Origin of the sequence: [Bacillus] enclensis, from assembly GCF_001456935.1 — a bacterium.
GTDB classification, from domain to species: Bacteria; Bacillota; Bacilli; order Bacillales; family Bacillaceae_B; genus Rossellomorea; species Rossellomorea enclensis.
On sequence record NZ_KQ758484.1, the window covers coordinates 1 to 22516 of the forward strand.

Consider the following 22516-nt stretch of genomic DNA (forward strand, 5'->3'; position numbering starts at 1 on the left):
TCCCCAATGCTCCCTCATGAAGCGATAGCCAATTTCGCCAAGATAACCTTCTGCTATTTCTGGAATCATGACATCACCGATGAATTCATCCGTATCTTTTAAGGCGACCGTCCATTTTGTTTCAGTACGATTCCTAACCATTTCTACCATTGAGTGTTCATCACGAGGGGGATTAATTCCAAGAAATTCTCTTACTTCATCACTGTTAAACATTTTAAGCATATTGGGAATGTCTTTTTCCGCTCTCGGACGTAAAATCAATCGTTCTGTTTCAATTCTCGGTGCTTCTTTTTTCACCATGATTCATTCCAGCCTTTCGTACATCGATTATTTGGCTTCCTTCTTCAAGTAACCTGCCCTTTTCTTGAACAAAGGGCTGCTGCTTGTTCAGCAAACGCCCCCGTTAGTTTAAAATTTTTTTATGTTAGTCCTTTTTAATACAAACCAAGTAAATGCAAGATAAATAGGATACAAAATAATAGCAATGGCTTGATTAAATAACCAAGGTAAAGTACCTATAAATAATTCTGCTGATGCAGTTTTGAACCATTGGATAAGAAAAACAAGTATTATAAGACTAAGAATAAACGTAGTATAAAAACCGATTTTATGGCTGTTAAATTTTTTCTTCAATCCAAAACCTATAAAAAAACAAATTACAGCACCGACCAATAATAGTATAAAATATGTGTTTACAACAGTCTGAATATCCATCAAACTCTCCCCCTTTATTTAAACCTCTTATTCTGCTAATCTGTCCTTTAATTGAAGAACTCATTAATAAGGGGCTGAAGATACTCTTGGAGTCGCTTTTAAATTCCTGCACTTACATTCAATATCCATTATTTTTCAATTGTATCACACAAATCCTTCCATCATTCATGAAGGATTATCGGCAGGGCTTGGAGTAATGTAAGAAGAGTGATCAAATGGTCAGGAGGAACTATATTAGAGAAAAAGGATCTACGGGCTGCTGCTCATCCCATTTGCCATAATCGGACTTGTTTTAGCCTTTGCACTGCCGCCCCGCGGAAAACCGTTCGTCATTTTACTGCCCCTGCTGTTTTGGATTCTCTATTTCTATATATCTCGTAAAAATAAATGAGCTCTTGTCAAAAAAGGATGATGATAATGGGCAAGCACATGACCCTCAACGGAAAATCAATCTACGTCAAATCGTTTGGAAATGGCGACCCGATCGTCTTCCTTCATGGCGGCCCCGGCGGAAGCCACGAGTTCTTCCTTCCTTTTGCAGAGAGTCTGGCAGCGGATCATACGGTAATTTTATATGACCAGGCCGGCTGCGGGATGTCCGGTGCCGTTGAAGGAGACCGGTACTCCATCCAGGATGAAGTCGGGAACCTGGAAGCTCTTAGACAGGAAATGGGTTTGGAGCGCATGCATCTTTTCGGCGAGTCATGGGGCAGCATGCTCGCCCTGTCGTATGCCGCTAAACACCCATCCCATGTAGAAAAAATCATGCTGACGGCGGCAATCGGATTAACGAACGAAGCATACGCTGCTTTTAAGACGGAACTTTTACAAAAGCTCGGCACATTTAAAAAGATGAGATTCATGGTGAATGGCATGCTCCACGCCATCGGCATCAACCGTACTAAACAGATTCTCAACCTTCTGGATCCTTACTACGTCTACTCCCAAGAAACATTAAAGAAGAAAAAACACATCCCATACAATGATGTCGTCCAAAGCAAGATCAGCAAGGACATAGAGGAATCATACAATCTATTGCCGCACGTAAAAACCTTGAGCAGCATTCCGATCCTGATTGCGCAAGGTTCACATGATATCCTCACTCCTTTTCATATGGAACGTTTTTTCAAGGAGCATCTTCCGCATGTTGAGATTGTTGAGATCGGGGAAAGCGGGCATTGGACGGTTTTGGAGCAGCCTGGGGAAATGGCTTCGGTGGCTTCGTTTTTCTTTATGAATTCGGGTGAATCGTTTACTATCAAGTAATACAGCTAAAACACTCGAATTAGGTGGTGAAACGTTATGAGAAACGTTCAAGCGATCATTGCCATCCCCTCTGTGATTTTATTATTCATTTCCTTATTTTTTCACCTCCCCTATTTATTTTATCTAGCAATACCGGGAATAGTCGCCGCTCTCATAATCAAGCAAATCAGACTGCGGGACAGCGCCATGATTCTGGGGAATCCGGATAGGAATAAATATCAAAACGGAGATTTTGAGGACGATTCCATGGAAATGAATGTGGACGGGAGTGATCACGACTGAAGCTCCCTTCCTCACTATGAAAACTGAGACTCACTGCAAGAGAGGATGAGATAAAATGCAAATTGTTTCAAACGAAATCAAAACAGAATCCATCAAAGCCTTTCAATCCGCCATCCGCAAATCAGAAAATGCCCTGGAGAATATGGCTCAAAAGGGTTCTAATACTACTTTGATCAAGAAGCGACTTCATGCTCTTCAAGTCGGACTAGCTGTGTTGGAGAGTAATTGGGATCAAAGACCATGCAATTACAATCGGGAAGAATTAGCAGAAGCCCGAAATGTGTTGATTGGATTGCTTCCCTCCCTTCAAAACATGTTGGAAAAGGCGAAAGCCGGAAGCCCTCAGAAGACGTTAATTGAAAGAAGGATAAAAGCATTTGAAATGGCGGTTGCGGCAATTGAAGAAACGCTGAATCAGTAATAGACTGGGTGTCCCCGATCTATGCGCAAGGAATGCACCTCGCAAACAAAAAAGAGGGAGTTTTTCTACCAGCCCTTTATAGCAGTAAAATCCTCCCCCCCTCTCTACTTAACTCCCCTTCACACAAAGATCCATCCGGTTATACCCCTCCAAATCCGGCACAAACTCCTCCGGATCCACCGGAACATTCAAATCCAGCCTTATCGGATGAAGATAATCCTGCACCTCTCCCTCACTGTCATACATTTCATATTTCACCAAGATGCCGGTATCCTTATCCACCCACAACCTGAAGGTATCGTTTTTCGTCATTTCTTTATCCTTATCATCAAATTCACCATGAATAACAATCGTATTATGACCAGCCACTTCTTCATTCTGCTTTTCAATTTTCCATAGCTGTTCATTCCTTAAATTCCTTGCGGTCATTTCATAAGGAAAAAGTGAAAGTGCCGACCGGCTGCCGAGTAATGGCCGTTCCCTTAATTTTGTGTCTGGCTTGAAGAGGCGGTTTTCGTCAACACTGAAAGCTTCCTCGGGAGTGGTGAACGTTTCCTGGCTTGTTACGGGTTGATAGTCACAAGCACTATAGGTTTTCCCGGCGCTTTCTTTTCTCCAGATTTTTTTATCATTATAGATGGTTTCATTTACACTTTCCCCGCCGTCCTGAAGCTTTTCAGTCGTTTTATCGTATCCGCCGAAATCACGCTTGTTGCTCAATTTGAATTCTGTGGTGGTCACAGATGTACTTCCGTCCCGATAGGTTGTAAATAATTCAAACTCTCCCGAAGCCGTCTTAAAATAATCCACCGTGTTCAATAGTTTCTCCAGCACTTCTTTCCTTGTCATGTCCTCATTGGATTCTTCTATTAATGGAGGTTGTACGGCATCCGATCCTTTCTCGGGCGGATCCACGCTTGCGATGTTTTCTTCCCCGCGCGAAAGATCCAATTTTTCTGAGACATAATAACCCATTCCCAAAAAGAACATACAGGCAGTCCCGATACTTACCGTATATCTTAATGAAGGTTTTAGAAACCGTTTTTTGTTTCTTTTTCGGGAGATTGCCTGCAGTACATGATTTTTATTTTCCTCATTGAAATGAATATCCTTCATCACCGTGTCATTCATGTTTTCTTTTGTATGGCGCAGAAATTCATCCATCTCACACACTCCCTTCAAGTTCCTTTTTTAACAAAATGCGGGCTCTATGGAGTCGGGACTTCACCGTTTGCAGCCGTATATGTAATAGGTCCGCTATGTGCTTATAGGACATTTCTTCGTAATAGTACAAGATGATGACCTCCCGATATTTCACGGGCAGGGTAAGGATCGCTTCAGATATGACCCGCTTATTCTCTTTGCCCGCCAATTCAAGCTCGGGGGAATTGCCGGCGCTCTTTGTCTTCCCGAAAAATTCTGTCACCACGATATTCCTGAACGGCCAGCTCCTCAGCTTGTCCTTGCATAAATTGATCGCAATCCGGTACAGCCAGGTTTTGTATGTGGATTCTTTCCGGAATTGATCCAGGTTCTCATAACATTTGATAAACACCTCTTGCGCTATATCCTCCGAAAGCTGCTTCTGCTTCGTATACGAAAAGGCCAGGCGGGCAATATCGTCCCCGTACTCATCCATCAGCCATACGAGACGGTCTTCTTTATTCATAAACTCTCTCTGTTCACGCTTTTTCTCAAGCATCCTCCACACCCTTTCAAAGATATTAGACGGAGAAGGGACGGAATGGTTGGAAAGAAATGTTTTCCCACCGTCCACTTTTCCGAAAAATGCCAAAATATAGAATTAATCCAATCAGGTAGTTATTTAGAAATATGTTTGTTACACTATTGTAACGTAATTGAAAGAAAGGAAGTTTTATAGATGAAGAAATTATTTACCGTATTAGCGGCACTCATTCTTCTGACTGCCTGCTCTTCGGAAGAAGCCGGCAAAAAAGACAACAAGGAAGAGTCTGCGAAGAAAGATGAAAGTGTAGAAGTTGATAAAAAATTATTCAATGTCGAGGTCACGCTGCCTGCTTCCATGTTCGAGAATGAGAGCCTGGAAACGATCAAGGCCGATGCGAAAGAAAATGGCATCAAGGATGTAACCGAGAATGAAGATGGATCCATTACATATAAAATGTCAAAATCCACTCATAAAAAGATGCTGAAGGACATTGCAGCCAGCATCGACGAAACCATCGAGGAAACGAAGACGAGCGAAGACTTTGTTTCCATCAAAGACATCAAACATAATGATTCATACTCTGAGTTTACGATGATCGTAGAGAAAGAGAAATATGAAAACAGCATGGACGCGTTCGCCACCATGAGTCTCGGCATGTCGGGCATGATGTATCAAATGTATGACGGGGTAAGCACAGATGACTACTCTGTCACGGTCAAAGTCGAGGACGAAGCTTCGGGCGAAACACTTGAAGAAGTGGTCTACCCGGATGATCTTGAAGAAGCAGAAGAAGAAAATTAAGAAAGCTTTGCTCTTGCATAGGGCAGGTCCCCAGGCTCAAATGCCGGGAGGCCTGTTCTATTTATTTTAAGCTTTGTTAAAGAAGAATGTTGATTTTTAGTTTGAATCCAGCTGTTGATTGGAGTGCAAGACGAAGACTCCTATCAGAAAAGCGGAAGGGCTTTGAAGAGAGGTGTGGCATAAGGCGAATCGGCCACGAAGGCGTTCTTTGCCTTCTTGGACGAGTTGACTTATGACATGTGCCTCTAAGCCCTGCAGCTGGACAGTAATTCCTCCTTTAAGAGGAGGCTCACGGCTCACCCGCGGAAAGCGAAGTCTTGCACGGAAATCAACAGCGGCGTTTAACACAACCTTATTTTAAAATAGAACCTCTCACCTTATCAAAAAACCAAACAGGTGAGCAGATAAACTGGAATTACAAGGAAATGATTCACATTTCCAAATGAACACCCTAAAGGAGGAAATTTTTTATGAAAAAGATTGTTTATCTATTGTTAGCAGGTGCCATGATCCTGATACTCGCAGCATGCGGCAGTGATTCAGCTGTAGAGGAACTTGATAAAAACGACACCGAAAAAGCCGAGGCAAAAACGAATGGTGATGCCGGCAAGGAAGAAAAGACAGAGGAAGAAGCGCAGGAAGAAGATATCTGGACGTACTATAATGATGCGAAGTGGTCCGATGACTACAATGGCTTGAAAATGGAGATCCAGAAAGCCGTCGTGACGGATAAAGCCCCTACCATGGAAGACGAAAACGCCAAAGCATCCGCAGTCGGCGTCAAGTTCAAGATGGAAAACACAACCGACGGAAAGTTCACCTTCTACCCCGACCAGGCCGTACTCGTGACCAGCACCGGTGAACAAATCGACATGCCTGACATGTGGGTCTCCGACAGCATCGGCGGCGAGATCGACAAAGGCGTCATCAAAGAAGGCAACATCATCTGGTACCTTGAAAGAGGCCATGCCGAAGACATCGAGTGGATCAAACTCGAGTTCCACGGCCACCAGGGACCAGAGGATGACTTTGAATCCGAGATAAAGGAATATGAGATTGAGCTGCAGTTGAAGTAAGTTTGCGGGTCCGATTCCCGGCTGATTGCCCGGGGGTCGGACCTTTCTATTTTGACCGTTTGGAACAGATGTCCAATCGCAACTATTATCTTATGTGTAATTTATGTTTACTTATCCCTTCTTTCCAATTATAGTTGTAATAAGGAATAGGATGAAAGATTCAGATACATTCCGCATTAACGAGTTTAGTATTATTTTTCAGCTGCAAATGTCCTGATAAATGGAATGTAAGCATCAAGTAACAATGAAACCTCACGAAAAAATCCGTACAACACCCTAAGAGTCCCTCCACTGCAAATTTATTATTCTTACATGAATAGTTTTTCCCTATTTTAAGAGATATCCGGGCTTTTCGTCGAAGCAATACGCTGAAAACAGTATTTGAACAACATCAGCCCCTGATTCATTTATGGTAGTATATACCCAAAACTATTCTCAGGGAGGGTATGCATGCAATTCCATTCTGGTGATAAAGTAGTATATAACAACGAAGAATACGTAGTTCAATGGGTTTACGATACTGGTTACCTTGAAATCTCCAAAGACAGAATAAGTAATTGTGTATTGGTGCATATAACTGAAATTGTCTTAAAAAAAGAGTAAATTTGGGAAGGGGTGATTCTTTTGAATGGGCTGAATACTTTACCAGAAGAAAAGCTAAAGAAAATTCTAGTGGATTCCAAGAGAGTTGGGACCTCGAAGGAATTCATCAAATTGATCGAAGCTGCCATTCTTCATAGAACATCTCTCAAATAAACACTTCGAACAGCTGTTTTTACAGGAGAGACGCTTTCGCCGGTGTCTCTTCTTTTTTATTCACAGTTGTTGATATGAGGGCAGGCGGTCATTTTGAATGCTTTGAGTTTCCATGCACCATAATCCCCAAAGTGAAAAAGAAACCTAACCCAACCACTAAGAAAAAGAAATTGGACCATTCCCCAGGATATGTATGCAAACCTAGTAATAAGACAATCAACCGATACAGTATATGTGACTTTGATTTTTCTTCATGAACAGTCCTCCTTTTCTCCACCATATCGAGTTGGTGTACCCTGTTTTTACATAAATATGGTAAAAATCAAGCGTATCTGCGATAATTTCTTATAAGGTGACAGCATCCAAGAGTTTACTAGTATGTGCAAATACGAATTAAAGGAGAGATACATAATGAGTCATTCGTATATTGATCAAGTTCATTATTTTCGAATCCCTGTAAGAGATCTGGAGGCGTCTGCCCATTGGTACAGAGACGTGTTGGGACTGCAGCTGTTGTCCATCACCGAAGATCCGTATGCCATCATAAAAGTAAATGATGGGCCATTTTTGCTTATATTAGTCCCAACTGCTGATGAAACTTATGCCCATTTCACAATTGATAACGAGTCAGCCTTTTCAATCGGCTTTACCAGTCCTGAATTAACGAAGTTCCACAAACATTTAGCAGATCACGGCGTCAAGGTGGAGGAAATACAAGAAGATAATGGCCATGCCTATTTTCACTTCTATGACCCGAATGGGAATAAGCTTCAAGTGCACTGGTAATCGGCATGATTTGGCCTTGGCCCCGACACGTTTCATCGTGGCCGGGGTCAGGCTCACTGACAGAGTGTATCGCCTGGAAACAGACCATTTCCTTCATAAAACACCACAAATCAGTCGATTTTTTTATAAATCAAGCCCTCCCTTCTGTCAGCCGGTCACATACTTACAAAATCACTCCGTTTTCTGACCAAACCACACAAAATCAACTCCCCCTTCCTCCTTGCCATTCTTTTATTATCGAATTCTTCAATTTTATTATCGAAATCCAAAAATTTATTATCGAAAAAGAAGATTCTATTATCGAATTCAGGGCGGCTGCTTCCCGCAATAATCGATTGACCTGGTAATTAATCGAATCACGCTCGTTATTATCGAATTCGTCCAGATAAAAGCGGGGCTGTCCCACCTTATTATTGGGGATCAGCCCCACCAATCACACATCCTCAAGTCCCCCTGTCACCCGCCGAATTATTGCCCGAATCGACCGTGCTGCCTCATCCCCGAAAAACAACCTCCCCCTTCCATTTATTATGTAGTTTTCATTTTATCTATGTAAAAAAAACTGAGGCCGAACACCCACTAAAAACTGGTGTACTCTACTGAATCCGTCCCAGTTAATCAAATATTCAAACAACAAACGATCTTTTTGCCCAGGAATGATGACCCTCCTGTTCTATCCTCTATTTACATTCATTTACAACAACTTAAAAATGGTCCCCTATACTGTGAGTTGTTACATTCAATCGATTCATGAAAGGGGACATTCGCATGACAAGTGAGAGACCGATGGACAATTGGATGCAAAAGTTTAATGAGGAGACCTTACATAAAGGGGTCGACCGCCGCAGCTTCCTTCAGGGGGCGGGAAAAGTCGCTGGCATTTCTTTAGGGATGGTGATTGCACAGTCGATGGGCGGTTTTTCCGTCTCAGCAGAAGAAGGCGGATTTCAGGATTATCCGTTTCTGCTTGGGGTAGCTTCAGGTGATCCGCTCCCGGACGGTGTCGTGTTATGGACGCGTTTGGCGATCGACCCGCTTAACGGCGGCGGCATGCCTGACCGGAATATACCAGTAAAGTGGGAAATCGCGAAGGATGAACATTTCCGGCATATCATCCAGCGCGGTACGGAAACGGCAAGTCCCGCCCTCGCTCATTCTGTTCATGCCGAGGTAGGGAATCTCGAAGCTGGTACGGTGTACTACTACCGGTTCAAAGTCGGGAAGGATTACAGCCCGATCGGAAGAACGAAAACCCTTCCTGCCCTGAACGCAGATGTCGCAAGCCTCTCTTTCGCCTTCGCTTCCTGTCAGCAGTATGAGCACGGCTATTATACTGCCTACAAGCATATGGCAAAAGAAGACCTCGACCTCGTTTTCCATCTTGGAGACTACATTTATGAGTATGGTCCGGATGAGTATGTAGCTAAATCAGGTAACGTCCGCCAGCATAAAGGACCGGAAATCCGTTCTCTGGATGACTACCGGAACCGACATGCCCAGTATCGTTCAGACGGTGACTTGCAGGCTGCCCATGCGGCATTCCCGTGGGTGGTCACATGGGATGACCATGAAGTGGAGAACAATTATGCTGACATGATCCCTGAAAAAGGCCAGTCCGTAGAGGAGTTCGTGAAACGCCGCGTCGCTGCATATCAGGCCTATTATGAACACATGCCGCTGAGACAATCTTCCATGCCGCACGGATCTGACATGCAGCTTTACCGCCAATTCTCATACGGGAACCTCGCGAATTTCATGGTCCTCGATTCCCGCCAGTATCGCTCCGACCAGGCGAATGGAGATAAAAGCTCTCCGCAGACGGCTGAATCCCTGGATCCTTCACGGACACTGCTGGGCGGCGAACAGGAACAATGGGTCCTTGATCATCTCGGTAAATCCTCTGCATCCTGGAATGTACTGGCCCAGCAGATCTTTTTTGCAAAAAGAAACTATGGCCGGAGCCCGGAGCAGCCTCTTTACAGCATGGACGGATGGGACGGCTACACTCCTGCTAGGGAGCGCATCACAGACTTTGCCCGTCAGAAAAACATGGATAACTTGATCGTCCTGACCGGTGATGTCCATGCGAACTGGGCTTCCAATATCCTGGCAGACTTTGATGATCCGTCTTCCAAGATGCTTGGCGCAGAGTTTGTCGGTACCTCGATCACATCAGGCGGGAACGGGGCGGACAAGCGTGCAGACACGGACCGCATCCTCGCACAGAACGAACATATCAAGTTCTTTAACGATTACCGAGGCTATGTCCGCTGTCACGTCACACCGACACAATGGAAGGCCGATTATCGTGTCGTCCCATTCGTCTCGAAGCCCGGCGCGGATATTTCCACAAGAGCTTCATTTGTTTACGAAAAAGACCCAGAAGGGCTGAAGGAAATATCAGCAGCAACCGTTCCCCAAGGGATACAGAAATCTTCCGAGGTGGAAGATGACCGCCACGAAGCGCATGCACGAGCCCATAAAAAACAAGCTCAAAAAGGAAAACATATGCAAATGAACTAGTATAGAGGAGGCAGAGGACATGAATGAGAGCAGCCAGCAGCTGATTGGACATTTGGAAGAGCTCAGGAGCCGCCTGATGAAAACCGTGTTCGCCTTTATCGGGTTCCTGATTGCCGGGATGGTTTTTGTGAAACCGATCTACAGGTGGCTGATCAGGGATTTAGACATGAAGCTTGCGGTCCTCGGACCAAGCGAGATTTTATGGGTGTACTTGATGATTGCAGCCGTCTGCTCGCTGGCTGCAACCATCCCTGTCGCCGCCTACCAAATTTGGCGGTTTGTCTCACCGGGACTGAGTCCTAGAGAAAGAAGCGTGACAGTACGCTTCATACCAGCCTTATTCTTTTTATTCATTTTCGGCATCGGGTTCGGGTATTTTCTCCTTTTCCCGATTGTCCTGAATTTTTTGACCACACTGTCAGCCGGCCAATTTGAAACCATGTTCACAGCTGAAAAATACTTCCGGTTCATGCTGAACCTTACGTTACCATTTGGACTGTTATTTGAAATGCCGCTCGTAATCGTCTTCCTGACGGTACTCGGCATAATTGATCCGGCCAATTTGAAGAAATCAAGGAGAGTCGCCTATTTTTTCCTGATTGTCATTTCCGTGCTCATCACGCCGCCGGATTTTCTATCGGATGTACTCGTCATCCTGCCGCTTCTCCTTTTATATGAAATCAGCATCACCTGTTCAACGATTGCCTATAAAAAAAGAGCTTCCCGTCAGGCAGAACCATCCATGGCTCAAGAGAGTGCCGTTTAGGAGTGAATGACTACTTCCAACTTCAAAGGGAAACAGCTGCATGACTGTGGCAAAGCCCCATTCTATGAAACTAGGAGGCGAACATTATGCTATCGAATATCGGAATCCCTGGATTAATCCTTGTACTAGTGATCGCGTTGATCATCTTCGGACCTTCCAAACTCCCGGAGATCGGACGTGCATTCGGAAACACATTAAAAGAATTCAAAAGCGCTACAAGTGATCTAGTCAATGGACACGATCACAAGAATAGTACTTCTGCAGACGAAGGTCAAAGGCTGAAAGCCGTGGAAAAAGAGAATCAGCATACAGGCAGCTGACAATGAGCGTAAAAAAACGTCCAGGGGATCTTACTCTGGACGTTTCTCATGCTGAGACCTTTGATCGTCATTCTCTTTCTCTCTTAAATAGTTCTCATATGCCTCTCCCGCCTTATCCAGCTTCGGCATTTGCATAGAAACTCTTCTATGTATATCATTCAACAAATATAGCCCCCTGAATAAACTCCCCGCAATGATACCGAACGCAAGAACGCCGCCATAAAAAGGGCCCGTCACAAATAATATTATACCTAGTAAACTCGCTAAAAAAATCGATAGGATCAAGTACAAACGAATACATCCCCTTTCCCTGTTGTTTTTTCAACTTTATAAAATAAATGCAGATACCTCCCTTATTATGCCAAAAGCCTTACACCCCATCAAACTTTCCTACGAAGAAAAATCACACAGCTCCCCGTATACTATATAAAAAGAGGTCAACAGGGCCAACCAAGGAGGAGTAAACCTATGAACCTATTTCATTACCACCACTGGACACCAAAAGTTAAAGAAATGGAATCCTATTATCAGCAGCTCGGATTCCGGACCATTTCCAGGGTCGGCAGGCTGGATGGTGAGATGCAGCCGTTCAATCCCCCATTGTCCTGGGATGATTTTAAAGGAAAAGACATTGCCTTCAGGATTATCGAGATGGTCAAGGGGCAGACAAATGTGACATTCGGGCAGGGGAAACGCGATATGTTCGACCATATCGGTGTGCTGCTGAACGAAGAAGAATACAGCGCGATTGCCGGCAGGGCTGCCGAATTAGGTTGGGCCGTCAACGAAGGCGAACGACGGACATTCATTTCGACTCCGTGGACATTCCGGATCGAGCTTCAACGAAGAAGCGACGTAGTGAGTGAGGAACAGCATACTGTGATTCAGAAGATGGAAATTGGGGTTCCTTTCACCGAACACCCAAGATCCGTTGCCCGTTTGTTGAATTTGGATGTACTTCATGAAGATGAGTCGCGTGTGACGGTTGGGTATGATCGGTGGAGTCTCATCTTTACTAAGGCAGATGATCGTCGATTTAATGCTGTTCATTTTTCAGGCGGTGGGTTTGAAGGTGTGGATCCTGCGGGGGTTAGGGTGGAAGCGACAGATAAGAACTGATCAGAGAAGCACCCGATGCGTTATGGTGCTCCTATTAAAATGGTTGCTTTTTATTAAAAAAAGCTTTTAAAACCATCCTAAAATGCCCATTTTGAATGGTTTCAGTCCATTAAGCAGGAAAGATCCCTGAATCCAGGCCGTCAGCATCCCGATTCGATGTGCCTCCACCCGTTTATTATCAAAACCGGGCAGGATATTATCAAAAATCCAATTATATTATCAAATTGCAAAACTCCCCCAAAAAGGGCCTGACCCTCAGTCCAGTAACGCTTTAGTGCGCCGGGGATCAGGTCCCCGCATCCCCGCATGAGGCCCACATCTAAGGCTGCACCTTCATATCCAACCAGGTCACACCCTTCCTCATATTCGTTAAAGACATCAATCATCGCCTGTGCTATAGTATCCTAGTATTCCATTTGAACGGAGTGATGATATGAATAAAACAACTGTGAAAGAAATCACCTTGATCATCGTCGGGTCCGTGTTCTTTGCACTTGGGGTGAACCTGTTTGCGATCCCGAACGAACTTGGGGAAGGCGGCGTGACGGGGATCTCCATGACCCTTTATTATCTTCTTGGCTGGTCGCCGGGTATCACGAACTTCGTCATGAACGGCGCGCTGCTCGCCGTCGGGTACAAGGTGCTCAATAAACGGGTGACCTGGTACACGATGCTTGCCATCTTCTTTACGTCCCTCTTCATCAAATTGACTGAAGGCATGGGAGAATCGGTCGACATCATGCTCGGGACTGTCTTTGCCGGTGTGTTCATCGGGCTCGGACTCGGTCTTGTCCTTCGCTCGGGAGGAACGACGGGCGGCTCGACCATCATTGCCCGCATGCTCAACCAGCATTTCGGATGGGCGGTCAGCACTACGATGTTCGTCTTCGATATCGTGGTGGTATTAGGTTCTTCTTTTGTAATCGGAATCGAGAATACGATGTACACCGGAATCTCCATCTATATCAGCACGAAAATTTTGGACTACCTGATTGATGGTTTTGATACGAGAAAGGCTGTCACGATCATTTCCGCCCATACGGACGACATCGCTGAAAAAGTGAGTGCCGAAATGGACCGCGGTGTGACCGTCATAAACGCTCGAGGTCATTATTCGAAAGAGTCCAAGGATATCCTGTACGTGGTGATCAATAAGCAGGAGCTGTTCCTCTTGAAAAAGAAGATTCAGAAGATAGATGAGAAAGCTTTTGTGGTCGTCCATGATGTGCGCGATGTGTTCGGGGAAGGGTTTACGTTTCCGAAGACATAAAATATAAAAAGGGACTTGTCCCCCGGCGGGCTGTTGATTTCCTTGGCCGGGGGACACATCCCAATCTTCCACCACATCTTCGGATTGACTCCAATTTCACTGAAAAACGGCCATTTCCCTTTTGAAATTTGACTAATTTTAAAAAATTCACGCCCTTGTCTCTATCTGAACCATTACCTGACAGCCAAATTGCCCAATCTTCAATCAATCCAGCCATTTTAGCTGCCCGCCGAAACCAGCTGACATGTTTATTATCGATTTCTTTCATTTTATTATCGACATTGAAAGATTTATTATCGAAAATGAGGATTTTATTATCGAATTGTTATAATCGACTTTGTTCTATTATCGATTTTTCGGTTCTATTAGCGCATTAACCTCCTCAAGATCGAATCGGGGCAGTTATGATCGAACCGCCGCATCATTGGTGTCTCACTTGTGGATGGATAAAAAAACGCGCCGGGGGGCTGGCCCCCGCTGAAATCCCGCTCCAAAAACCGCACACCATAAACGGGGATGGAATGATGCAATTGCCCTTTCGCATCATCCATCCCCGTCCTTTACTTTGATACTATCTTCATCTCGTATTGCTTTTCCCCATCTTCCGGCGTCGTCGTCATGCCATATGCAATCGTGCTTCCGTCCGAACTCACCGTCACATTATCAAGTTTCTGATTCTCATCGACTTTGATGGTATGAAGGTCACTCAGTTCCTCATTTTCAAAATCAAATTTCATCAGTTTGTTATCATCAATAATGACCGCATTGCCGTCTTTCAGAGTATATAAGTTGGTGCCGGACCCGAGCTTCATGGTTTCCTTTGTCTCGAGGTTCAAAGCATGAAATTCCGTTTTCATCAATTCCGCTTCCTCATCCTGTACCCCGTAGATGAGATAGTCTTCATTTGCCGTGAGGTTTTCATTATTACCGGTGCCCGGATAGATTTTATCTGAAAGCATCAGGGTCTCTGTCTCCCCGGACTTCAGATCATAGGAAAAAATCCCGGCGTACATGATGATGGCATATACCTTGGTCGCATCGTCATTCAGATCATAATGTGGATTGTATTTGATTTCCCCTGCTTCCTTTATCATCTTTTCAAGAAAGTCCAACTGGGTGATTTCCTGAGTTTCTACATTCCAAAGATACGTTTGATCCGTCTGTTCATCATTCGGCTCAGTATCCGTGTGGATATAGGTTTTAGGTTCCAGCAGATAGGCACCTGGGGAAGGAAGCAGAATGTCATCGCGATCCCCTGCAGGGATGAACTTCTCCGAATCTCCGCTCTCCGGGTCCAGCTCGACAATCCAATGCTGCTCCCCTTCAGGAGCATCCCAATCCGTCACCCCGTTCACAATGGTCCCGGAATCCGTCAGGAATGAGAATTGATTGACCACCTTTGGATCCAGTGATTTCTCCTCTTCCCCCACTCTTACGTGCCGCCTGTCTTCCTCACTGAAATCACTATTCTGTTCTCCCCAAAATAACGTGTCCCCTTCTTCATCAAGTTGAAAATTCATACTGCTCACGTGACCCTCCAACTCGAATGAATCCTTTTCCTCAAAACCGGCAGTTTCCCCCGTGGATTTCTTCTTCTCTGTGCTCTTTTCCGGGGAATCCGCTGCTTCCTCAGCCCCGCAGCCTGCCAGTACCAACCCGGACACCGACACTGCACACAATAGTTTCCGTATCTTCCTCATAGACTCTCTCCTTCCAACTTGTTCGTCCTAAATCCCGTCCAAACGTAACATAAATTGGAATTTCATACAAATAATATCCATTTTTTAATAGATAGCAGATGGTAATAAGTGAGCCACTCTTTTTTATAAAACTGTCTGGTCAAAACCCCACGGTTCAACCATCCTAAACATGGGTACATATAGTTATCATCCCGTGGGAGGAATGCCACCTGAAACTGCTCTTCATCTACTTCACCATCCTATCTTCCGCCATTTGCCTGCTCCTGCTGCCTTCCTTTCCACTCATGGAATGGATCTATTTCACGGTGCTCTTCTTCTGTCTCGTGTACTCCATCGGTTTTCTCTCTTTCTATATAAGGAACTTTTGGGTTTCCTTTCCCCTCTCGTTTTTAGCAGCAATCATGTTTACTTATGTGACCAACCAGGTAACCTCCGCAGAAATTCCATACAGCATCATTGTCGGGATGGGAGTGGTCTATGCGGGAATGGGTTATTTCATAACCAGACGGCGGGACAAAGGAGAATTATAAAATAATCCTTGCCATCCCCCCCCTCAAGTAAAAAAGGCCTGCCCCCCCGGTTCAATAGCGTTTTAGTGCACAGGGTAAGGGGTTCCGTTTTGAGGTGCTTTTCGAATAAATGACATTGAAACTTACTTATGAATTGGCATAGGTCAGTTTCTTTTAATATCAAGCTTCATTTGGTTTTTAATGATAAAATGGCAAGTCAAATGGCAACACTTTTATTCTAGACAACAGCTATTGTCCTCGTAAGAAAAAGTGACAAAATGAGCGTCAATTACCTGGCCATTTTATCCGTCAAAGATAACATCATAAACTTTTAAATGGGTAGCCTAACCTATGGTAAAATAAGGATAGAAAAAGATAACGTACATTCCATTAAAGGGCAGGTTAATGGAATAACCATCGGTGGCATTTTAAAAGGAATCTCCTGTTTTATCGAAGGTTCCTTTAATAAATTCATTTTAACTGTTTTTGTTTGCCTGCATAGGAGTTTGAAACAACTCTTTTATCTCTGCCATTGATAAAAAGGTCAAGTTTGCTCCTATTCCATCTGGGTCTTCAATTTTCATTAAATTGATATACTTTGCATGTGAAATTTTATTGTTGTCTTCGGTAGCCTTTTCGTTTTTTACTGATATTTCAATTCTGTATCTTTTTGAAGGGTCTGGTCTTTCGATTACGACTGGTTCTACCTTTCCTTTTTCATCCACGATGACTGTTGTATTAGTGACTTTTTCGTTTTGAGGCTCAACTTTATATGTTTGTATTTTGCCTAAAAGTTGATTTTCAGAATATGGTTGAATAGAGATTGCTAACTCGGTATTGGGAGGAAGATTGGTCTTATTTCGTATTATTATGTTTGCACGCTTGATATAAACTTTAGCATCCAATTTATATTTTGTATTAGGGTTTTCAACTGATTCTTCAAAAAGGATGACTCTACAACCTCCTAATAACAAACAGAAAACACTCAACAAAATAAGAGATAAATATTTCATATGCCCTTCTTGAAAATTTTTAATTTTCAGTTATATATTAACACACAATCGCTCTGGTGTTTCCTTTTAATTACATTTATCTAGAAGCATATTCAATTAACGGGGGCTTTAATAGAAGATCGCACAGCCGGTATCAATTTATAGTACAAGACAAAAGACTCGTCAATCGACGAGTCTTTTTACCTTTTTTCGTTGCCAGTTTTTATGCCAATATGAGTGGCGTTAATGCTCGTTTTTTGGGTTTGAGCACCTCAAAACGGAACCCTTTATGCACAGGGGGTCAGGCCTTTTTTTGAATAAGACGGTAGTTATGGAGGGTAAAAAATTGCCGGCGTTTTCCCTAAGTTTGCCGGGAGAATTACTCTTCTCCTAAAAACAACCTGGTCATCTATATTGATGAACAGGTTGTTATACGTTCCTTGTTTTCATTATATTTTCCGGTTTTTATTTTTCCCAAAAGCTTCTCTCAGCCTTTTATTCGTTTCGTCAAATCTCTTACCTTTTGCCTCAATATATTTTTCACCAGCTTTTTCCTTACCGGAGGCAACATGTATGATTTTCTCATCTTCATTTCGAATCGCATGTGTACTCATTATTTTATCCCTCCAAGTAATTTGATGACAAAATTACGAAATAACGCAGGTTCTGTTTCAATTATATCACGCATGATGTCCTCTTTAAAGCGTTGTACGTTCTCTTCCGTCCAAAATGTATCGACAGGATAATGAAAACAAATAACATAATATCCAGATTTAATCCCAAGATAAAATTGTCTTTTCTTTTCATTATAGAATAATTCAGGATTATTGCTATTATAGGCTTTTACTACATAAGAAGTCGGATCGTTCAAGCTGTAAATCGTATTATCGTCGCTGGCCATACCAGATGCAGCAACTAATTGAAGTTGTCCACTTGTCTTTTTATATAGTGTACTTCCAGAACAAGATTCATATTCACCTAATTCTTCTTCAAAAACGGTTCCCGGTCTTGTATAGATGGTGCCCTTTTTTAAAAACCGCTGTAGATACTCAAGAAACATTCGAGGGTTTAGGATTTCACCATCCTTAAGGTATTCAATAATTTTAGACGTAAATTCTGCATGTTTCCGATAAGTGGGGCCCTCTGAAATTTGCTCATCAATTTCATCTTTCAGTGCGAGATACCTGCTTCCTTTTCGAAATAAATCACTGAAGTACCTTTTAATAATTTTCATCGGGTCAACACCGATGGCAATTTGCTCAAGATAATGCCCTTTTTTGTAGATATCAAATAAAAATCCCCATACATAGGAATCAATACTATCTGTCTTCTCAGGATGTTTATTCCAAGCTGCTTCGGCAATATTTTTATAGGTATCAGGTTCCGTACCTTGATGATTTTTTTTATACTCTTCAACCATTTCAGCCATCATAATCCTCAGGTCATACCAAAACAAACGGTAGATATCATCTTGGACAAACACGATGATGTGCTTACTATTTTGGTGAGCCGCTTGAAATTCGCAATGGGTAACTGTTGCTTTATACGACTCCATATAGTTTCCAGCTCTATGCGCCACAAATAACAAAAAAACATCGCTTTTGCCTACATATTCCAAACAATTTTCAACCAATTCTTGTGTAGGCCATGGTCCGAAGTCTTTCTCATACATTAGCGGATAATGTTCCATCATTTTTAGTTCCGTATGTACTTGCTCTCTTAGTTGCTTTAAGCCAGGTTCAGCTGCAGAGCTTATAAACACTTTCGCTGGTTCAGCCATCATAACACCTCGTTAAAAGTTAAGTACACTTACTAGTTCGACACAAATCCCTAAATTCCTTTAAATTCCATATTATAGAGTCAGGGGGCATAAATATATATATAAAAAACACTTGCCATCACAAAATTTCTCAAGTAAACTAATGAAAATAATTCCAATAACAACAAGTGATGATAGGATTCAGTAGTCAATTATCTCCCTGTCGAAGAGATCTGATGGCCGGTGCGAGTCAGAACACAGATAATGGCGAATTACCCCCTTGAACTTTTCCTGCGAAGATCAGTAGCAGGAAACGGCCGGACCGTTATCCGATTGAGTGGAAGAGAAATTCTTCAAGCAAGGGTGGTACCGCGTTAACCACGTCCCTTTATGAGGGGCGTGGTTTTATTTTTGATAAGGAGGAAAAATAGATGAAGGAACTGACGAAAGAACAGCAGGCAGAATTGGAGAGGCAGATCAGCCTTTATCAGAACGGGGTTGTGGAGACGATTCCCGAGAATGAATTAAGGGATAAAGTGGAGCGTTCCATCCAGACCGGGATGCCGCTTAAAATAAAACTCGGCCTCGACCCGACTGCACCGGACGTCCATCTGGGGCATACCGTGGTCCTGAATAAACTGAAGCAATTCCAGGAAAACGGCCATATCATCCAGCTGATCATCGGAGATTTCACCGGGAAGATCGGCGACCCGACCGGAAAATCGACCGTGCGGAAACAGCTGACCGATGAAGATGTAAAGGTGAATGCCCAGACATACTTTGAACAGTTCGGCCGTGTGCTCGATATGGAGAAAGTGGAGCTTTTCTATAACTCCGAGTGGCTGACACCGCTGAACCTCGAAGACGTCATTCGCTTGTCTTCGAGCATCACGGTCGCACGCCTGATCGAGCGGAACGATTTCTCAAACCGAATTGCAACAGGGAAACCGATTTCCCTGCATGAATTCTTCTACCCGCTGATGCAGGGCTACGATTCCGTCGCCCTCGAAAGCGACATCGAACTCGGAGGCACCGACCAGCACTTCAACGTCCTGATGGGCCGGCATCTGCAGGAGCACTACGGAAAAGAAAAACAGGTCGTCATGCTGCTTCCGCTGCTAGAAGGACTGGACGGCGTCGACAAAATGTCCAAATCCAAACACAACTACATCGGAATCGACGAACCGCCAAACGAGATCTTCGGAAAAACGATGTCGATCCCTGATGAGCTCATCGTCAAATACTTCAACCTGGTCACAGACCTGCCGCTGGAAGAAAAACAAAAAATCTCGGCCGGCTTGGCAGACGAGACCCTCCATCCAAGGGACGCCAAAGTCCGCCTGGCCCGCACCATCGTCTCCATGTTCCACGGAGAAGAAGCAGCCGCTGCTGCGGTCGAACACTTCCAAACCGTCTTCCAAAAAGGAGCCCTGCCAGAGGATATTCCTTCAGTCGAATGGAAAGGCGCCTCGGAAGTCGCGATCATCGAACTGCTAGTCGGACTTGGCATGCAAAGCTCAAAGAGTGAAGCCAGAAGAATGATCAAAAACGGCGGCATTAGGATCGACGGCGAGAAAGTGCTGGATACCGAAATGCTGGTTTCGGTGACGGACGGGATAATCGTGCAGGTTGGGAAGAGGAAGTTTGTGAGGGTGAAGGTTTGATTGAAAAAAAACACAAAGAGGCTGGGGCAAACCCACGTTTAAAGACGAAATTATAGAGTAGACTCTAAACAACGCTAATGATTTCCGTGCAAGACTTCGCTTTCCGCGGGTAGCCCGTGAGCCTCCTCGGCAAGCCTGCGGGGTCTCACTTGTCCAGCTGCAGGGCTTAGAGGCACATGTCATAAGCCAAACCAACCAAGAAGGCAAAGAACGCCTTCGTGGCCGATTCGTCTTATGCCACACGCCTCTGAGCAAAGCCCTTCCGCTTTTCTTATAAGCTACTCTTCCCGCAGGAGTCTTCGTCTTGCACTCCAATCAACCGCTGAATGAGCTAAACCCTAAATGAACAATGAAGAAATTAAAAACCCAAACTAATTTGCCTTATCTCATGCAAATTAGTTCGAGTTTTTCTTAGACTAAATCACTTTTGTCCCAGCCTTTTTTTATAAACATGGGTTCTCTTATGCGTTTAATCGCCGCTTAAAGTAACCACATAACTTCGCAAAAAATATCCCTAGCATCACGATTAGAGCGAATAATACTGAACCAGTTCAGACTAAGTTACATACACATTCGAATCATTCCCTGGCAGCATAGATTTTATTTTGCACCAAAATATAGTCTTCAACCGGCAGACCCTTCAAGGAGTAGATCTTACTTCCTTCACCAGCGAAAGTGGCTTCTCCGTTTTTCAATTGGTATCTCGGATTACTTTCTTCCTTGCTGCCTACCACACTGAATGAAATTACACCTATTTCCTTATCTATCTCTCTAATTTCTTCTTTTATATCTTTTTCTTCATTATAAGAATACGTTTTGTCATTCCAGACGACTACATCTGACCATTCTACCGAACTATGGGTTTCGGGAGAAGAAAAAGCACATCCAGACAAAAGCAGTAGAATGATCGTTAGGTCTATTAATTTCTTCATATATCCTCCCCTCTAACTCCTCCATAGATTTGCTTTATAATTCTGAGTTGAAAGGGAGCCTTATCATCATTCACGAGGCCGTCCATCGTTACCACTCAACCCAAATACATATCCACCACAGCCTTATTCCGAATGAAACCCAAATCCTCATAAAGCTTAATCGCGGGATTATCTTTCAGCACAGCCAATCGCGTAGCCGGGTACTCCTTACTCGATATGTTAATAGAATGGGTTAACAGAAATCGTCCAATCCCCTTCTTCTGATGGTCAGGGTCCACGGCTAAGCTCATGATGAGAGGATAGTTTTCAAACTCCATGTGCAGGCATACGCCAACAATGGAGTCCGTGCCCGTATCTACAATCACCCTTGAACACTCATCCATGATGGTTTGGTTTTGATATTTTTCCAGGAATTCATCTACATGATTCACATAATCCTCTTTCGCTCCGATTCGTTTATAAGCTGGATTTGCTTTATACGATTTCATAAGCAGACAGGCGATTTCATTCGTATCTTCACTTGAAACCGCTCTGGATCTATATCCTTCAGGAAGTATCGCCTTCATAGATTGTGTCGGACGGATCATCCAATAGTTCGCTTCTCGAATCCGGCAGCCATGTTGTTCATAAGAGGGAACATGTTCTTCCACAATGTCCCTGAAATAAATTTCACCTTCCGTCTTCGATACCTTTTTTAAGTAGTTTAGAAGCTTGCAGAGCACCCCTTCATAATCATCATATGGCGGCACAACAAATAAATCCGCCATGAAATTAGGTTTCAGGAATACACCGCCAACAATCGTTTCATCTTTCTTAATGAAATAACCACAGTCAAAAATCGCTGCGATTTCAATCATTGCCCCCGTTGACCTCCTGAAAAAATAATCTGCATATTTCTGTCCATAATAGATGGAATAATAACGGGTGAACTCTTTGGGCTCCTGGTAAACCATTTTGAACCCATCTTCTAAATCAATATGTTTTTTTATAGTTTGAGCTTGCTCAATCATTGATTTACTCCCCCTTTCTTTGACCTGAACTTCCCTGATAGTGAAAGACCTGAATCACCTCACTATTAATCTGGTTGCTTTCCCTAATCTTTAAGAGAAGTATTGGTAGTGATCCGTTGTTCCAAACAATATGTATAGAAGGGCGTGATTTATCTAAGTT

At 43.6% G+C, this 22516-nt stretch carries 23 protein-coding genes and 1 other annotated feature; of the genes, 12 read left to right on the forward strand and 11 right to left on the reverse strand.

Annotated features, from left to right (window positions below; genetic code table 11):
- Together AS034_RS12750 and AS034_RS12755 are read right to left on the reverse strand one after the other, a co-directional pair.
- Positions 1 to 300, reverse strand: a 300-nt coding sequence (locus AS034_RS12750) for a GNAT family N-acetyltransferase (RefSeq protein WP_141687717.1), incomplete at its 3' end; no start/stop codon positions are given.
- Between the two features lie 108 nt (positions 301 to 408).
- Entirely contained in the window at positions 409 to 714 is a 306-nt protein-coding gene (locus AS034_RS12755) for a hypothetical protein (RefSeq protein WP_058298762.1), read from the reverse strand.
- 417 nt (positions 715 to 1131) lie between these two features.
- Between AS034_RS12755 and AS034_RS12760 the strand changes: the two genes are divergently transcribed.
- Genes AS034_RS12760 through AS034_RS12770 form a run of 3 tightly spaced genes read left to right on the forward strand, consistent with a single transcriptional unit; the run spans position 1132 to position 2683 of the window.
- Complete coding sequence (locus AS034_RS12760) at positions 1132 to 1980, forward strand: alpha/beta fold hydrolase (protein ID WP_058298763.1); 849 nt, start codon at positions 1132 to 1134, stop codon at positions 1978 to 1980.
- A gap of 36 nt (positions 1981 to 2016) precedes the next feature.
- Entirely contained in the window at positions 2017 to 2262 is a 246-nt protein-coding gene (locus AS034_RS12765) for a hypothetical protein (protein ID WP_058298764.1), read from the forward strand.
- Between the two features lie 55 nt (positions 2263 to 2317).
- On the forward strand, positions 2318 to 2683 hold the full coding sequence (locus tag AS034_RS12770; protein WP_058298765.1) for a hypothetical protein: 366 nt from the start codon (positions 2318 to 2320) through the stop codon (positions 2681 to 2683).
- 108 nt (positions 2684 to 2791) lie between these two features.
- Here AS034_RS12770 and AS034_RS12775 read toward each other — a convergent pair whose 3' ends face one another.
- Both AS034_RS12775 and AS034_RS12780 read right to left on the reverse strand, forming a co-directional pair.
- Positions 2792 to 3847: a sigma-E factor regulatory protein RseB domain-containing protein gene (locus AS034_RS12775; RefSeq protein ID WP_058298766.1), complete on the reverse strand. Its 1056-nt coding sequence runs from the start codon at positions 3845 to 3847 to the stop codon at positions 2792 to 2794.
- 1 nt (position 3848) lies between these two features.
- Entirely contained in the window at positions 3849 to 4385 is a 537-nt protein-coding gene (locus tag AS034_RS12780; RefSeq protein WP_058299129.1) for a sigma-70 family RNA polymerase sigma factor, read from the reverse strand.
- A 180-nt stretch (positions 4386 to 4565) separates the two neighbouring features.
- Here AS034_RS12780 and AS034_RS12785 point away from each other — a divergent pair, with 180 nt between their 5' ends.
- From AS034_RS12785 to AS034_RS12815, 6 genes are all read left to right on the forward strand, one after another.
- Entirely contained in the window at positions 4566 to 5174 is a 609-nt protein-coding gene (locus tag AS034_RS12785) for a hypothetical protein (RefSeq protein WP_032085890.1), read from the forward strand.
- 470 nt (positions 5175 to 5644) lie between these two features.
- A complete protein-coding gene (locus AS034_RS12790; protein ID WP_058298767.1) occupies positions 5645 to 6250 on the forward strand; it encodes a hypothetical protein in 606 nt (201 codons plus the stop codon).
- A 1167-nt stretch (positions 6251 to 7417) separates the two neighbouring features.
- Complete coding sequence (locus tag AS034_RS12795) at positions 7418 to 7792, forward strand: VOC family protein (protein ID WP_058298768.1); 375 nt, start codon at positions 7418 to 7420, stop codon at positions 7790 to 7792.
- Between the two features lie 768 nt (positions 7793 to 8560).
- Complete coding sequence (locus AS034_RS12805) at positions 8561 to 10315, forward strand: alkaline phosphatase D family protein (RefSeq protein ID WP_058298770.1); 1755 nt, start codon at positions 8561 to 8563, stop codon at positions 10313 to 10315.
- A 19-nt stretch (positions 10316 to 10334) separates the two neighbouring features.
- Positions 10335 to 11081, forward strand: coding sequence for a twin-arginine translocase subunit TatC (tatC, locus tag AS034_RS12810; RefSeq protein ID WP_058298771.1), 747 nt, complete (start codon positions 10335 to 10337; stop codon positions 11079 to 11081).
- Positions 11082 to 11167: 86 nt separating this feature from the next.
- The gene (locus AS034_RS12815; RefSeq protein ID WP_058298772.1) at positions 11168 to 11401 is read left to right on the forward strand and encodes a twin-arginine translocase TatA/TatE family subunit; all 234 of its coding nucleotides are present in this window, start codon (positions 11168 to 11170) and stop codon (positions 11399 to 11401) included.
- A gap of 30 nt (positions 11402 to 11431) precedes the next feature.
- On the opposite strand, the gene AS034_RS23330 is transcribed toward AS034_RS12815, so the two are convergent.
- Positions 11432 to 11563, reverse strand: coding sequence for a hypothetical protein (locus tag AS034_RS23330; RefSeq protein WP_272867404.1), 132 nt, complete (start codon positions 11561 to 11563; stop codon positions 11432 to 11434).
- 306 nt (positions 11564 to 11869) lie between these two features.
- Between AS034_RS23330 and AS034_RS12825 the strand changes: the two genes are divergently transcribed.
- Entirely contained in the window at positions 11870 to 12520 is a 651-nt protein-coding gene (locus AS034_RS12825; protein WP_058298774.1) for a hypothetical protein, read from the forward strand.
- A gap of 433 nt (positions 12521 to 12953) precedes the next feature.
- Positions 12954 to 13790: a YitT family protein gene (locus tag AS034_RS12835; RefSeq protein ID WP_058298776.1), complete on the forward strand. Its 837-nt coding sequence runs from the start codon at positions 12954 to 12956 to the stop codon at positions 13788 to 13790.
- A gap of 560 nt (positions 13791 to 14350) precedes the next feature.
- Here AS034_RS12835 and AS034_RS12840 read toward each other — a convergent pair.
- The 4 genes from AS034_RS12840 to AS034_RS12850 form a co-directional block, all read right to left on the reverse strand.
- A complete protein-coding gene (locus AS034_RS12840; protein WP_058298777.1) occupies positions 14351 to 15490 on the reverse strand; it encodes a hypothetical protein in 1140 nt (379 codons plus the stop codon).
- A 985-nt stretch (positions 15491 to 16475) separates the two neighbouring features.
- On the reverse strand, positions 16476 to 17012 hold the full coding sequence (locus AS034_RS12845) for a hypothetical protein (protein WP_058298778.1): 537 nt from the start codon (positions 17010 to 17012) through the stop codon (positions 16476 to 16478).
- A 428-nt stretch (positions 17013 to 17440) separates the two neighbouring features.
- Positions 17441 to 17605, reverse strand: coding sequence for a hypothetical protein (locus AS034_RS22755; protein WP_156416144.1), 165 nt, complete (start codon positions 17603 to 17605; stop codon positions 17441 to 17443).
- Complete coding sequence (locus AS034_RS12850; RefSeq protein WP_058298779.1) at positions 17605 to 18771, reverse strand: DUF4062 domain-containing protein; 1167 nt, start codon at positions 18769 to 18771, stop codon at positions 17605 to 17607. Before AS034_RS12850 ends, AS034_RS22755 begins: the two co-directional genes overlap by 1 nt.
- Before the next feature lie 161 nt (positions 18772 to 18932).
- Positions 18933 to 19141, forward strand: a binding site (T-box leader).
- A 40-nt stretch (positions 19142 to 19181) separates the two neighbouring features.
- Between AS034_RS12850 and tyrS the strand changes: the two genes are divergently transcribed.
- On the forward strand, positions 19182 to 20414 hold the full coding sequence (tyrS, locus tag AS034_RS12855) for a tyrosine--tRNA ligase (RefSeq protein ID WP_058298780.1): 1233 nt from the start codon (positions 19182 to 19184) through the stop codon (positions 20412 to 20414).
- A 578-nt stretch (positions 20415 to 20992) separates the two neighbouring features.
- On the opposite strand, the gene AS034_RS12860 is transcribed toward tyrS, so the two are convergent.
- Both AS034_RS12860 and AS034_RS12865 read right to left on the reverse strand, forming a co-directional pair.
- Complete coding sequence (locus AS034_RS12860) at positions 20993 to 21346, reverse strand: hypothetical protein (protein ID WP_058298781.1); 354 nt, start codon at positions 21344 to 21346, stop codon at positions 20993 to 20995.
- A gap of 95 nt (positions 21347 to 21441) precedes the next feature.
- Complete coding sequence (locus tag AS034_RS12865; protein WP_058298782.1) at positions 21442 to 22356, reverse strand: GNAT family N-acetyltransferase; 915 nt, start codon at positions 22354 to 22356, stop codon at positions 21442 to 21444.
- Between the last annotated feature and the right edge of the window lie 160 nt (positions 22357 to 22516).